We start from the raw sequence: 13,435 nt of genomic DNA, 5'->3' as shown, positions 1-13,435 counted from the left end.
TCGTCCTCGCGCAGCGCCTCCCAGGCGCGGCCGATCGGCAGGCGGCGCAACCGCACCGTCACGAAGGCGGTCAGCAGAGGGCGCCGGCCCACTTCTGCAGCTCGTCCAGAACCTCCTTGGCGGCGGCGGTCTGGATGTCGTTCGGCACGAAGGCGCCGTCCTTGATCTGCTGGGCCACGAACGGGACCACCACGGCCTCCAGAATCGGCATCACCTTGAGCGTGGTGAGGATCTGCTTGGTCATCTGCACGGCCCGGATGCCGCCCGAGATGCCGCCGTAGCTGACGAAGGCGGCCGGCTTGTAGCCCCACTCCGAGTAGACGAAGTTGAGGGCGTTGAGCAGCGCCGGGGTGGGGCCGAAATTGTATTCCGGGGTCACCAGCACATAGGCGTCGGCCGCGGCCACGCTCTCGCTCCACTTCCGGGTGTGGGCGTGCTCGTATTTCCGCATCCGCGGGTGGTTGGGCTCGTCGTAGACGGGCAGGGCGAACTCGGCCAAGTCGACCAGATGGGCGTCGAAGGCGCCGTGGGTCGTGGCGCGCTCGTGGAACCAGCGGGCGACGGTGGGGCCGACGCGGCCGGGACGGGTGCTGGCGACGATGGTGTGGAGGCGAAGAGTCACGAGGGTCTCGCTTTTGCTCGGGTGGCAGGCAGTATAGATTTTTGCCTGACGCTATTTATTGAACCGGCTTGCCGGCCTGCAAGGAGGAACATCGGTGGTACTCGGTCACAGCCTTGTGCCTGGGGGATGCCAGCGCCTCGCCCCGGTGCTGTCCCGCATCGGCGACAAGTGGACCGTGCTGGTCATCATCCTGCTGGGGGAGGGGCCGCTGCGGTTCAACGAGCTGAAGCGGCGGATCGGCGGCATCTCGCAGCGAATGCTCACGCTGACGCTGCGCAGCCTGGAGCGCGACGGCTTGGTCACCCGCACGATGTTCGCCACCATCCCGCCGCGGGTCGACTACGCCCTGACCGATCTCGGCCGCTCGCTGCTGGCGCCGATTCGGCATCTCGGCGAGTGGGCGGTCGACAACACGCCGCGGATCGAGGAGGCGCGCCGCCGGTTCGACGCCGCGGCGCCGTGAGAGCGGCGGCGCGTCAGTCCGGCGTGGCGCCTTGCCGGGCCCGGAGCTCGATCTCGGCGCCGGCGGCGAGCCCGATCGGCAGCCAGAAGGTCAGCCAGGGCCATGCCGAGCGGGTGATCAGCAGGTTGTAGTCGACCATGCCGGACACCGCCATGGTGACGAAGGCGCAGAGCGGCACGGCGGTGCCGCCGGCACGCACCAGCCGGATGCCCCACCACAGCCCGGCGACCAAGATCGCCACCATTGCGAGCGCGGCACCGATGCCGCCCCGGACGAAGCCGGAGAGCACCAGATTGTGCGGCTGGTCGATGATCACGTCGGGCGCGATGATCACCCGGATGTCCGCGTGCGGTCCGTGGCCGAGCAGCGGGTGCTCCATGATCTTGTCGACATAGGCCCGCCACACCGCCGGCCGGTGACTCGCCCCGCGCTGGACCCAGTCCGGCCCGACCGGTGTCGTCGCCAGCACGACGAGGCTGATGCCGGCGCCGATCAGGATGAGGATCCGGGCCCGCCGCGACAGGGTGGCGGCGAGCGCGAGGATCCCGCAGACGACCCCGAGCACGGCGCCGCGCGCCTGGGTCATCACCACCCCGACGCCGAGCACGGCGGCCGACGTCGACAGCACGGCCCTCTCGATCCACTGTCGCGCGAGGCCCGTCGCGGCGGCGACGGCCGTCACCAGCACGATTCCGTAGGTCACGCTGACATTGGTCGCGTTGGTGTATTCCGGCATGCCCAGCACGGCGGTCAGGCGCCAGACCTGGAGGTCGTCGACGTCGGCCGGGAACGAGGGCAGGAACGCCGCGATGTTGACGGCCGCGCTCGTCGCGACCGCGACGGCGAGCCCGAGCACCAGCACCCGCAGGAACGTCGTGCCGGTGGCGGCCATGCACGCCGTCGCGGCGACGAAGGCGAGGATCTCGAGCCCGTATTGGGCGTCACGGCGGACGATCCGCGCGGTCGCATCGGGCTCCATGGCGGCGGCGATCGTCAGCGCGGCCAGATAGGCCAGGACGGCGCCGAGGACCATCGATCGCGGGAGCAGCCGCACCGCGGCCGCGCCCTCCGGCGTGCCCGAGACCACCCAGGTCCGGAGCAGGGCGACCGGCAGCAGAACCGCCAGGACCAGCGCGTTCGAGAGATAGAGCGAGTTGGTCAGCACCAGCGGCGACAAGGCCAGCACATAGGCGGCTGCGGCCGCCGTCGGTCCAGCCAGCACGGCGCCCACGTCGTGCACGCGCGAATCGACCGGCCTGTGTCGGGTCGGCGATGCCGTTCGACTGCCTTGGTCGCCGGTCCCGCCGGCCATGCGTGCCCCCGCCGCTTCGTCTCAGGCGTCGATGCCGGTCGCTCCTCCGACCTGTGCGAAGAACGCCGCCGCCGCCTGGTCCCAGCCCGGGTGGCCGAACGCCGTCCGGATCCGTGCCTCGTAGAGGGCGCGGGCGGACGGGTCCTCGATCCAGCGTCGCAGCATCACGGTCCAACCCTCGGCGTCGTCGGGATCGATGCAGGGCGAAAACTCCGCCACCACCTCCGGCAGCGCGCCCCCCGTCGACGCCAGCACCGCCTTGCCGAATCGGAACGCCTCGATCACCGGCAGGCCGTAACCTTCGTAGCGGGAGGGATAGCAGCAGAAGGCCGCCCCGCGATAGAGGGCGGCGACGAGGCCGTCCTCGGCCTCGGGCAGGTGGAGGATGGACCGGACGAGCCGGGGGTCCGCCGCAATTTCCTTCAGAAGGGGCTCGACGTTCCAGCCGAAGCGGCCGACGAACACCAGCCGGAAGCCGGTCGCCTGCGGCACGCCGGCGTCGATCAGCCGGCGCCACGCGTCGACCAGGACGCGGTGATTCTTGCGCGGCTCGAGCGTGCTGACGAACATGGCGTAGCGGCCCGGCTCGAGGCCACCGGGAAGTGCCGGGGGCGCGGCGTCGTCGGACGGCGGCATCGGCCCGTCGGCACCGAGCGGGACGACCGCGGTGCGCGCCAGCGGCAGGCCCTGCGCGCGACACCAGGCCTGGACGTCCGTCTGGGTGCAGCGCGCGTTCACCAGCACGAGGTCGGCGGCCGGGAAGGCGACGTCCGTATAGGACCGGAACATCGCGGTGTCGTGGGGCTGGAAGCAGTCCGGCAGCAGCAGCGGGATGATGTCGTAGCACAGCAGGGCCAGCCGGAAGCCGGTCTCCCGCTTGTGCCGCGCGATCGCCTCGATATTGGTGTGGAACCAGCCGGTTCCGGCGCAGACCAGGGTGTCGTCCGGGCCGAACGCGACGGGCGGCCCGAGCGCCGCGCGGCGGGACCACACCGGACGGCGCCCACCGTCCGACCGCACCATCACGTGCCGGTCCTTGTCGGTGATCAGGTGGCGCTGGATCCGCTCGGCGGCGCGCGCCAGCGGCGGGGGGGCGGTGCGTCGCATCCGCTCGAGCGCCATCAGCGCCTGGTGACGGGAGCGCAGCACCCACAGCGCGGCGGGCCGCAGCCGGGCCGGCACGATGTTGGTCTTGTGGCTGCGGCGTCCGGTCGGGTCCGGCAGCCCGACCGTGTCGATGACGGCGTCCTCGTTCAGCACGGCATCGGCGGCCTCGTCGCGGACATGGCGATAGCAGAGGTCGTCGGGGTCGAAGAACACGAAGCCGGCATTCGGCAGCCGGCGGCGCGCGAAGCGCGCGTACTCGCCCTCGACCCGGAGGATCCCGACGGGTGGTCCGACCCATCGCATCGTGGTCGAGAGATCGAGCAGGATGCGCGGCGACGACATGGCCGGCGCCGCAGTCAACGTGATCGGGCGGCCGACGACCGCGCCTGCGGCTCGCCGGACTGTTGCGGATCGACGGCCAGGAGGTCCGTCACCCGCGCGAAAAAGAGCGCCGCCGATTCGCTCCAGCCGGGGTGGCGGAACGAGGTGCGGATCGTCTCCTCGTACGGCGCGCGGGCCGACGGGTCCTCGATCCAGCGACGCATCGTCGTGAACCAGGCCTCCGCGTCCTCCGGGTCGAGGCAGGGCGAGAACGGGCCGGCGACCTCGGGCAGCGAGCCGCCCGTCGAGGCGATCACGGCCTTGCCGAGATGGAACGCCTCGACCAGCGGCAGGCCGTAGCCCTCGTAGCGCGACGGATAGAGGCAGAAGGCGGCGCCGGCCGACAGCGCCCGCATGGTCGCGTCGTCGACGCGGTCGAGCCGCAGCAGCGTGCCGTTCAGGCGCTCGTCCGAATCGAGGGCGCGGACCAGATCCTCGACCATCCAGCCGGGACGGCCGACGAAGACGAGCTTGAAGCCGGCCTTCTGGGGCACGCCGGCGGCGAGCAGCCGCAGCCAGGTCTCGTACAGGAGCCGGTGGCCTTTTCGCGGCTCGATCGTGGACACGAACAGCGCGAACTTCTGCGGCTCCAGGCCGGACGGCAGCGCCCCGGCCGGCGCCCCACCCGCGGCCGGGATGTCGGCGCCGAGCGGCACCACCGTGGTGGCGGCGAGCGGCAGCGCGAGCCGTGTGCACCAAGCCTTCACGTCCGCCTCGACCCGGCGCGAATTGACCAGCACCAGGTCGGCGATCCGGAACGCGCCCTCGAAATAGTGGGTGAAGCTCTCGACGTCGTGCGGCTTGTAGAACTGCGGGAACAGGATCGGGATGATGTCGTAGCACAGCAGCGCGAGCCGGAACGGCGTCGCCTGCTTCTGGTCGCGGATCGCCGCGATGTCGGTATGCGACCAGCCGGCGCCGGCGCAGACCAGGATGTCGTCGGGCCGGAAGTCGACCGGCGCGCTCGCCAGCGCGTCGAGCGGCACGAAATCGCGCCGGCTGCCGTCACCCTTCAGCATCAGGCCGCGATACTTGCCCTTGATCAGTGGCGCCTGCAAGCGGGCGATCCGCGCGGCCCGCTCGGGCGGCGCCGCCAGTCGGCGGCGCTCCAGGGTCTGCAGCGCCATGTGGCGCGACTGCAGGAGCCAGCGGGCGAGCGGGCGCAGCGTCGCCGGAATGCGGTCGCTCTTGCGGCGGCCGACCCGGCCCGGGTCGCGCAGGCCGAGCGTGTCGAGCACGGCGTCGCCGGCCAGGAACCGCAGCGCGGTGGCGCGGTCGAGCAGGCGATAGCGGCGCGTGGCGGGATCGAAGAAGACGCCGTGCGCGGCCGGCAGCGACGCGAAGGCGAAACGGGCGAGCTCGCGCTCGACCCGCAGGATGCCGACCGGGGGTCCGGCCCAGCGCAGCGACCAGGAGAGGTCGAGGAGAATGCGGGGTTCCACGCGGGAACGTGCCGATTCGGCACTCATGTGGCCGTGCTCGCGCTGATCGCAGCAGCCGGCGGGCATCGTCGCCAGCAGTGCGGTTGAGGGGTCACGTTCGGGCGTCTGGCTCCCCGCCGCGCCCAGGCCGTGCCGATACACGCCATCGCGGGGGCATTGTCAAACCTCGGATATGTTTCGCATTATGGCGATTCTTGTGGCGCCGCGACGGTCTAGGCAGGGCTACTGCGGCTGGGCTTCGAGGCCACCATTCGCCCATGGCTCCACCGCGTCCGGCTGCCTGGGCAACCGGGCTCGCGACGTGGTAATGGCGCGTGTCCGAAGGCGCCGGCGGTCCGATCATCCCGAGGCCGAAGCCGAGGAATGGTCGGAGTGGCAGGATTTGAACCTGCGACCCCCTCGTCCCGAACGAGGTGCGCTACCAGACTGCGCTACACTCCGTTCCGCCGGCGAGGACGGTCTTATAGCCAAGGGATTCCCTGGCGGCAAGCACGGGAGACGATGTGACCGCAACGATTTCAACGCGCGTCCTGGTGGCGGGGTCCGAGGCGGCCTCGACCGCGGCGCGCATTCTGCTGTCCGGCGGGCTGGTCGGCTTCCCCACCGAGACGGTCTATGGGCTCGGCGCCGACGCCACCCAGGCCGATGCGGTGGCGCGGCTCTACGCCGCCAAGGGCCGTCCACGCTTCAATCCGCTGATTTCCCACGTGCCGGACGCGCCGTCGGCGCGCGCGCTGGGTCGCTTCGACGCCGCCGCCGACACGCTCGCCGCGGCGTTCTGGCCGGGGCCGCTGACCCTGGTGGTCGAGAAGGCCCCCGGCTGTCCGGTGTCCGATCTCGCCACCGCCGGGCTCGAGACCCTCGCGCTGCGCGTGCCGGACCATCCGGTGGCGCATGCGATTCTCGTCGCCTGCGGCCGGCCCGTGGTGGCGCCCTCGGCGAACCGCTCCGGCCACGTGTCGCCCACCACGGCGGCCCATGTGGTCGGCGACCTCGCCGGGCGAATCGATCTGGTGGTCGACGGCGGCGCGGCGCCGGTCGGCGTCGAATCGACCATCGTGGCGTGCCTGGGCGGAACGCCGCGGCTGCTGCGGCCCGGCGGGATTCCGCGCGAGGCGCTGGAGCGGGTGCTGGGAACCGCCATCGACGTCGAGGTGCCGGGCGCGACGGCCGGATCCGGCGTGGTGCCCGAGACGGCGCCGATCGCGCCCGGCATGCTGAGCTCCCACTACGCCCCGCGGGCGACGATCCGGCTGCGCGCCGCCCGGGTCGCGCCGGGCGAGGCGCTGCTCGCCTTCGGCCCGTCGCTGCCGGAGGGCGCGGAGGCCGCCGCGAAGGTGCTGAACCTCTCCGCCCGCGGCGACCTCGCCGAAGCTGCGGCGGCGCTGTTCGCCCATCTGCGGGCGCTCGATGCGACCGGGGCCGCCGTGATCGCGGTCGCGCCGATTCCCCGCCACGGCCTCGGCGCCGCCATCGCCGATCGTCTCGCCCGCGCCGCCGCGCCGCGCGGCTGAACCGCCTCTCGCCCGCACCCGGCGGGGCGGGCGAATCATGCCGTCGTTTCACGCCGCAGAGAACACGCTACAGTCCCCCGCCATGACCATGCCGTTCCGTCCCCCCGTCTCGCCCGAGCAGGTCGCCCGCTTCGTCGCCATCGTCGGCGAGAGCCATGCGGTCACGGATCCGGCCGAGCAGGCCGCGTATCTGGAGGAGCCGCGCGGCCTCTATCGCGGCCGTACGCCGGCGGTGCTGCGGCCCGGCACGGTCGACGAGGTCGCGGCGATCATGGCGTTGGCGACCGAGCTCGGCGTGCCGGTGGTGCCGCAGGGCGGCAACACCGGGCTGGTCGGTGGCCAGATCCCGCAGTCCGGCGAGATCCTGGTCTCGACGAAGCGGCTCGATCGCATTCGCGAGATCGACCCGGCGTCGAGCACCATGACGGTGGAGGCCGGCGTCGTGCTGCAGGCCGCCCAGGCCGCGGCGGCCGGCGTCGACCGGCTGTTTCCGCTGTCGCTGGGCGCCGAGGGAAGCTGCACGATCGGCGGCAATCTCTCCAGCAATGCCGGCGGCACCGCGGCGCTCGCCTACGGGGTCGCCCGCGACCTCGTGCTCGGGCTCGAGGTGGTGCTGCCGGACGGCCGCGTCTGGCACGGGCTCAACAAGCTCAAGAAGGACAACACCGGCTACGATCTCCGCCACCTGTTCATGGGCGCCGAGGGCACGCTCGGCGTGATCACGGCGGCGGTGCTGAAGCTGTTTCCGGCGCCGCGGTCGATCGAGACGGCGTTTCTCGGGCTCGCCTCGCCGGAGGCGGCGCTGGCGCTGCTCGGCCTGGTGCAGGAGCGCGCCGGCGGCAGCGTCACCAGCTTCGAGCTGCTGGCGCGCATCTGCCTCGACATGGCGCTGCGCCACGGCACCGGCCTGCGCGATCCGCTCGCCGGACAGCATCCCTGGTACGTGCTGATCGAGCTCTCGTCGGGCGCCCGCGAAGGCCTGCGCGACCTGCTGGAGGAGACGCTGGCGCTCGGCATCGAGCAGGGCCTGATCGTCGACGCCGTGATGGCCGAGAGCCTGGAGCACCGCAACGCCTTCTGGCGGATGCGCGAGTTCGTCTCCGACGCGCAGCGTTACGAGGGCGGCTCGATCAAGCAGGACGTCTCGGTGCCGGTCGCCGCCGTGCCGGACTTCATCCACGCGGCGAGCGCCGCCGTGACGGCGCTGATTCCGGGCTGCCGGCCGGTGCCGTTCGGCCATCTCGGCGACGGCAACATCCATTTCAACGTCAGCCAGCCGGTGGGCGCCGACAAGGCCGCCTTCCTGGCCCGCTGGGACGAGATCTCGAACGCCGTCTTCGCCGAGGTCCTGTCACGCGGCGGCTCGATCTCGGCCGAGCACGGCATCGGGGTGATGAAGCGCGACTATCTCCCGCGCATCAAGGACCCGGTCGCCATGGCCCTGATGCGCAGCATCAAGGCGACGCTCGACCCGAAGGGCATCCTCAACCCCGGCAAGGTGGTGTGAGGGGCGCACAGCAAGGACGGAGTCTCCAGATGCAGCGGGTGACGATCGCGATTGACGACGATCTCCTCGAGGCGCTCGACGCGCTGTGCGCCAAGCGCGGCTATCAGACCCGATCGGAGGCGATCCGCGACATGGTGCGGCAGGCCGACGCCGCCGAGCGCACCCGCCGTGACGGCGACGCCGAATGCGTCGCGGCGCTCGCCTATGTCTACGAGCACGAGACCCGCGACCTGGCGCGGCGGCTGGCCAACAGCCAGCACGAGCACCACGATCTCTCGGTGGCCACCCTGCACGTGCATCTGTCGCACGACGATTGCCTGGAGGTGGCGGTGCTGCGCGGCAATGTCGGGGAGGTCTCGGCCTTCGCCGACAGCGTCATCACCCAGCGCGGGGTACGGCACGGCCAGCTCTACATCGTGCCGGAGTCACCGAGATCCGACCAGCACGGCCAAGCGCACGAGCACCCGCACGGGCACGGTCACGCCCATGCGCATCGTGATCACGCGCCGAGCACGGCCCTGCAGGGCCGCGGCGCGCCGAAGCGCAGCCGCGACGCCGGCTAGCGGGACGCCGCGGCGCCTCACTGGCCCTTGTATTCCTCGGGCTTGGTGTTGGAGATGCGGATCAGCAGCTCGGCCGCCTTGCGGTCCTGGTCGAGGAAGCCGACGAACTCCTCCGGACCGGTCGGAGCCGACATCACCGCCTGCTGGTCCAGGAAGGCCTTGAACTTCGGCTCGTTGAAGAGCTTCACGAACTCCGTGCTGATCTTGGCGATCGCCTCCGGCGGCGTGCCCTTCGGCGCGCCGAGGCCCCACCAGCCGATGCCTGGATAGCCGCCGATACCGGCCTCCGCCCCGGTCGGCACGTCGGGCATCAGCGGCGAGCGCTCGGGCGAGCTCACCGCCAGCGCCTTGACCTTGCCGCTGTCGAGCGCCGCGCGGAAATTGCCGACGCCGAACCGCGTCACCTGCGACTCGTTGGCCATCAGCGCCTGCGCGGCGGGTCCGCCGCCCTTGTAAGGAATGCCCTGGATCTTGGTGTTCCACTGGTTGTTCATCCAGCGCAGGAACAGATCCGGCAGCGACCCCTCGCCGAGCGTCGCGTAATTGAGCGCATCGGGCTTGGCCTGGGCCTTCGTCTTAAGCTCCGCCACCGTCGAGACGCCGAGCTCCGAGGAGACGAACACGCCCTCCACCAGATAGAACAGCCGTCCGACCGGTGCGATGTCGGCGGGGTTGTACGGCAGCTTGGTGAACAGGAGCGGATTGTACGACATGGTGTTGTGATAGACGGCGCAAATCGTGTAGCCGTCCGGCGCCGACTGCGAGCAGGCGGTGGCGCCGAGAATGCCGGCAGCGCCGCCCTTGTTCTCGATGATCAGCGGCTGGCCGAGCCGGCCCTGCAGCTCGTTCGCGGCGGCGCGGAGAATCACGTCGGTGACGCTGCCGGCCGCGATCGGGACGAGAAGCCGGATCGGCTTGTTCGGGTAGGTCTGGGCGTCGGCGCCGAACGTCCATCCGGCGGCCAGGCAGCCCAGCGCAAGACGCATCAGATTGGTCACGGGCCTCTTCATGAGTCGCTCCCTCGATGATCTCTCGGGCGAAGCGAGATCGCCTCGCCGCGTGTCGGGTCACTCCGGCGTCTTCTCCACCCGCGTGCCGTAGAGGCCGTGCGAGGTGTCCTTCACGGTGAAGAAGACGACGTCGGAGTCCGGTCCGGCGCGGCCGCCGTGGACGACGTTGGAGGGCTGGTAGATCACGGTGCCGGGGCCGGCCAGGAAGGTCTGGCCGTCGACCTCGGCATGCATCACGCCCTCGATGATGTAGGTCCACTGCTCGTTCTCGTGGTGATGCGACTCGGTCAGCTCGCCGGCCTTGAGGCGCACCAGGCCGCACATCATCCGCTGGCCCTGGACCACCTTGCCGGTCGCCGACGTGTAGCCGCGGCCGACGTCGAGCGAGGCGATCGAGGTGAGGTCGAACACGTATTCCTTCTCGCCCGCCTTGGTGACGAGGGGCTTGTCGGCGGTCTTGGGCGTCTCGTCCGTCATGATCTCTCGTCCTTCTTCGATGCGGCGTGCGAGGCCGGCTCGTCCGCGACGGCCGGCGCCGGCCTCCGTCAGGTGAAAAAGCCGCCCTTGTCGGCGACGATGAACTGGCCCGTGACGGCGTCGCTATCGCGGGAGCACAGGAACACGAGCGGACCGGTGAGGTCGGCCGGCGTCACGTCCTCGGGGATGGCGCGGTCGGCCCGGATGGCGGCGACGAGCTCCGGCTTGGCCGTGAAGGCGGCGCCCGCCGCCGGGTTGGCGACGAGGCCGGTGGCCAGCGTGTTGACCCGGATGCCCTGCGGGCCGAGCTCGCGGGCGAGCGCCCGCGTCAGCGCCTGGATGCCGCCCTTCATGCTCACATAGTGCAGCCGGTTGGGCAGGCCGTCCTGCATCGTGGTCGAGCCGAGATTGACGATCTTGCCCCAGCCGTTGCGGGCCATGCGGGGGGCCGCGGCCTTGGCGCACAGGAAGCTGCCGCGCAGCCCCACCGCCATCACCTGGTCCCAGGCGGCGACGTCGAGCGCGCCGATCGGCACCGGGGGGATGTTGGAGCCGACCACGGCGTTGTTGACCAGGATGTCGAGCCGGCCGAACGCCTCCTCGGCCTTCGCCGCCAGGGCCTCGACCGAGGCCTCGTCGGTCACGTCGACCCGCACGGCGATCGCCTGGCCGCCCCGCGCGCGCAGCGCGGCGGCGACCGGCTCGGCGTCGACGATGTCGGCCACCACCACGCGGGCACCCTCCGCGCACAGCGCGTCCGCGAACACCGAGCCGAGCGCGGCCTTTGGCCCGTAGGCTGCTCCCGTGACGACGGCGACGAGGCCGTCGAGCCGGTGGATGGTGCGGTGCACCGAAGACGCATCGGACGAAGACGCATCGAACATGGCGGGTCCTGGCAGGTCGACGCGGCCGGTCGCCCCGGGCTGCTCGGGTCCGCCGCTGCGGACAAGCTCTGCACCCGGGCCGGCCCGCGTCAAAGCGCCGGACGAGCTCCTGCACGCCGGCGACAGAGATCGTGCGCTGGCCGGACAGAACGGCACCCGGAGCCGGCGCTCCGCCGGCTGGCCCGCTTCACGGGCAGCCCGGTCCGTCGGGCGGACCGGTTGCGGCCGTGCCTGCCGCCCCCTACGATCGCCGAAAAACAAGAGACCGGTGGGGATCGCGGGAGACGAGCATGGTCAGGGTCGATCTGGGCCTTCCATCCGATCGCAAGCAGCGCGTCTGGCAGGACGCCATCGCCTGGCATTTCGGCGAGGCGGACCTGTCGATCCGGCGGCCCGACCGGTTCTCCGGACGGATCGTGACGCTCGGCGACGGACCGATCCGCCTGGTCGAGGTGGAGAGCGACAACGAGATCGGGGTGCGCACCCGCCGCCATGCCGCCAACGACACCGAGGAGGTGTTCGTCGTGGCGCTGGTGAATCGCGGCCGGGTCGAGTTCGCGCAGCGCGGCCGCGCCTGCGTCCTGTCGGACGGCATGGCGACGCTGTTCGCCGCCTCGGAGCCCTATGCGATCCGTCACGACGACCCCGCCGACGTGATCAACCTGACCGCCCCCGCCTCGCTGCTGCGCTCCTTCCTTCGCGCGCCGCACGACCACGTCTGTCGCGCCGTGCCGACGCGCGGGCTGGTCGGCCGGATCTCGCGTGACCTCCTGGTCGGCCTCGCCGACGCGGCCCGCCGTGACGGGTCGCCGGCCTCGCACGCCTCGCTGCAGCTCGCGCTCGCCAGCATCGCGGTCCTGCTGGAGGAGGGGGCGCCGTCGCAGCCCGGCCTGAACGCCCGGCAGGCGGCCATGATCCGGCGCTGCCGCGAGATCATCGCGGCCTCGGTCGGCGAGCCGGATCTCGGCCCGGCCGTGCTGGCGCGGCGCATGGGCGTGTCGGTGCGCTGCCTGCACGGGCTCTTCCACGCGGCCGGAACCACGGTGTGCGACGACGTGCTGGCGGCTCGCCTCGAATCCAGCCTCAAGGTTCTGGGGGATCCGGGCCGCGCGTCGCTGCGCCTGAAGGAGGTCGCCTTCGCCAGCGGCTTCGCCAGCCCGTCGGCCTTCTCGGCGCAGTTCAAGAAGCGCTACGGCAAGACGCCGCGCGAGATGCGGCGCGACCTGCTGCCGTCCTGATCGCGCGCCCGCCTAGCGGCAGATTCGGAGCTCGGTCAGCTTGTCGAAGCTCGGCCCGACCGCGGCGATGCCGGGGCTCTTGAGCCAGGCGATGACGTTGGTCTCGGTCTCGCCGGTCGCGCTGCCGCAGCGCAGGTGGAGCGAGTAGATCACGCCCGGCGTGGCGCCGCGTTCCTCCACCCAGTCGACCCGGCAGGTCGATCCCTGCCGCGTGTAGGACTGCGTCGCCAGCACGAGCTGCGCATCGGCCGGTCCGGGGCAGGTCTCGGTCGCCGGCAGCCAGGTGCCGCGCAGGACGTCGGGCACGTCCGTGTGCCGCACGTCCGCCGCCGCCGCGCCCGCGAGCGCCAGCAGGGCCGGCACCACCATGTGGAGGATCTTCATCGCTTTGCCGCCCATCTCGTGTCTCGACCCCGGCATTGTAGTGCGAGTCGCGGTCCCGGGCACCAGGCGGCGCGGCGGCGGCCGGGGTCACACCTCGTCCGGCGCGAACGGCTCCAGCACGGCGCGCAACGTCTCGGCCGTGTAGGGCTTGCGCAGCCGCGGCGTGTCCGAGAACTCGGGCGGGAAGGCCGCCTGCTCGCCGTAGCCGGTGGCGAAGGCGAACGGCACGCCGAGCTGGCGCAGCCGCGCCGCGATGGCGAAGCTGCTCTCTGCGCCGAGATTGACGTCGAGCAGCGCGAAGGCGGGGGCCCGCGTCTCGATGGTGGCGAGCGCGTCGGCGACCGAGGCGACCATCCGCACCGTGTTGACGCCGAGCTGGCGCAGCATGTCCTCGGCGTCGAGCGCGATGATCATGGTGTCCTCGACCAGCAGCACGTCCTGCGGCACGCGGCCCGGCGGGGCCGCCGAGCGGGCCGCGGCTGCGGCGAGGCTCGGCGCGATCTCGCGAGCCCGCGCGAGAGTCTCATCGAA

At 71.8% G+C, this 13,435-nt stretch carries 14 protein-coding genes and 1 tRNA gene; 5 read left to right on the top strand and 10 right to left on the bottom strand.

The window, feature by feature from the left end:
• Nucleotides 1-70 precede the first annotated feature (70 nt).
• Nucleotides 71-622 (bottom strand): NADPH-dependent FMN reductase, encoded by a 552-nt coding sequence (locus CH341_RS20100; RefSeq protein WP_111420764.1) that lies wholly within the window; start codon nucleotides 620-622, stop codon nucleotides 71-73.
• Between the two features lie 94 nt (nucleotides 623-716).
• Between CH341_RS20100 and CH341_RS20095 the strand changes: the two genes are divergently transcribed.
• Nucleotides 717-1,085, top strand: coding sequence for a winged helix-turn-helix transcriptional regulator (locus CH341_RS20095; protein WP_111420763.1), 369 nt, complete (start codon nucleotides 717-719; stop codon nucleotides 1,083-1,085).
• Between the two features lie 13 nt (nucleotides 1,086-1,098).
• Here the strand turns inward: CH341_RS20095 and CH341_RS20090 are convergent, their stop codons facing one another.
• The 4 genes from CH341_RS20090 to CH341_RS20075 all read right to left on the bottom strand — a co-directional run bounded on the left by CH341_RS20090 (nucleotide 1,099) and on the right by CH341_RS20075 (nucleotide 5,768).
• Nucleotides 1,099-2,325: an O-antigen ligase family protein gene (locus CH341_RS20090; protein ID WP_111420762.1), complete on the bottom strand. Its 1,227-nt coding sequence runs from the start codon at nucleotides 2,323-2,325 to the stop codon at nucleotides 1,099-1,101.
• 93 nt (nucleotides 2,326-2,418) lie between these two features.
• Nucleotides 2,419-3,846 carry a glycosyltransferase family 4 protein gene (locus CH341_RS20085; RefSeq protein WP_111420761.1) on the bottom strand — a complete coding sequence of 476 codons (1,428 nt, stop codon included), beginning with the start codon at nucleotides 3,844-3,846 and terminating at the stop codon, nucleotides 2,419-2,421.
• A 14-nt stretch (nucleotides 3,847-3,860) separates the two neighbouring features.
• Complete coding sequence (locus CH341_RS20080; protein WP_146604551.1) at nucleotides 3,861-5,327, bottom strand: glycosyltransferase family 4 protein; 1,467 nt, start codon at nucleotides 5,325-5,327, stop codon at nucleotides 3,861-3,863.
• Nucleotides 5,328-5,691: 364 nt separating this feature from the next.
• Nucleotides 5,692-5,768, bottom strand: a tRNA-Pro gene (locus tag CH341_RS20075).
• A 62-nt stretch (nucleotides 5,769-5,830) separates the two neighbouring features.
• Here CH341_RS20075 and CH341_RS20070 point away from each other — a divergent pair.
• From CH341_RS20070 to nikR, 3 genes are all read left to right on the top strand, one after another.
• The gene (locus tag CH341_RS20070) at nucleotides 5,831-6,841 is read left to right on the top strand and encodes an L-threonylcarbamoyladenylate synthase (protein WP_111420759.1); all 1,011 of its coding nucleotides are present in this window, start codon (nucleotides 5,831-5,833) and stop codon (nucleotides 6,839-6,841) included.
• Between the two features lie 82 nt (nucleotides 6,842-6,923).
• On the top strand, nucleotides 6,924-8,348 hold the full coding sequence (locus CH341_RS20065) for an FAD-binding oxidoreductase (protein ID WP_111420758.1): 1,425 nt from the start codon (nucleotides 6,924-6,926) through the stop codon (nucleotides 8,346-8,348).
• Nucleotides 8,349-8,377: 29 nt separating this feature from the next.
• The gene (nikR, locus tag CH341_RS20060) at nucleotides 8,378-8,911 is read left to right on the top strand and encodes a nickel-responsive transcriptional regulator NikR (protein ID WP_111420757.1); all 534 of its coding nucleotides are present in this window, start codon (nucleotides 8,378-8,380) and stop codon (nucleotides 8,909-8,911) included.
• A 17-nt stretch (nucleotides 8,912-8,928) separates the two neighbouring features.
• Here the strand turns inward: nikR and CH341_RS20055 are convergent, their stop codons facing one another.
• From CH341_RS20055 to CH341_RS20045, 3 genes are all read right to left on the bottom strand, one after another.
• A complete protein-coding gene (locus CH341_RS20055) occupies nucleotides 8,929-9,921 on the bottom strand; it encodes a Bug family tripartite tricarboxylate transporter substrate binding protein (protein ID WP_111420756.1) in 993 nt (330 codons plus the stop codon).
• Nucleotides 9,922-9,978: 57 nt separating this feature from the next.
• Nucleotides 9,979-10,398: a cupin domain-containing protein gene (locus tag CH341_RS20050; protein ID WP_111420755.1), complete on the bottom strand. Its 420-nt coding sequence runs from the start codon at nucleotides 10,396-10,398 to the stop codon at nucleotides 9,979-9,981.
• A gap of 68 nt (nucleotides 10,399-10,466) precedes the next feature.
• Nucleotides 10,467-11,282, bottom strand: coding sequence for an SDR family NAD(P)-dependent oxidoreductase (locus CH341_RS20045; RefSeq protein ID WP_111420754.1), 816 nt, complete (start codon nucleotides 11,280-11,282; stop codon nucleotides 10,467-10,469).
• Between the two features lie 290 nt (nucleotides 11,283-11,572).
• Here CH341_RS20045 and CH341_RS20040 point away from each other — a divergent pair, with 290 nt between their 5' ends.
• Nucleotides 11,573-12,520, top strand: a complete 948-nt coding sequence (locus CH341_RS20040; protein WP_111420753.1) for an AraC-like ligand-binding domain-containing protein — start codon at nucleotides 11,573-11,575, stop codon at nucleotides 12,518-12,520.
• Between the two features lie 12 nt (nucleotides 12,521-12,532).
• On the opposite strand, the gene CH341_RS20035 is transcribed toward CH341_RS20040, so the two are convergent.
• Nucleotides 12,533-12,919 carry a hypothetical protein gene (locus CH341_RS20035; protein ID WP_111420752.1) on the bottom strand — a complete coding sequence of 129 codons (387 nt, stop codon included), beginning with the start codon at nucleotides 12,917-12,919 and terminating at the stop codon, nucleotides 12,533-12,535.
• Between the two features lie 72 nt (nucleotides 12,920-12,991).
• On the bottom strand, nucleotides 12,992-13,435 hold a 444-nt coding region (locus CH341_RS20030), incomplete at its 5' end, for a response regulator (RefSeq protein ID WP_342635023.1).

The sequence above is a fragment of the Rhodoplanes roseus genome, assembly GCF_003258865.1.
Lineage (GTDB): Bacteria > Pseudomonadota > Alphaproteobacteria > Rhizobiales > Xanthobacteraceae > Rhodoplanes > Rhodoplanes roseus.
Note: the sequence above shows the minus strand (reverse complement) of the source record. Positions and strands in the feature narration are given on the sequence as shown.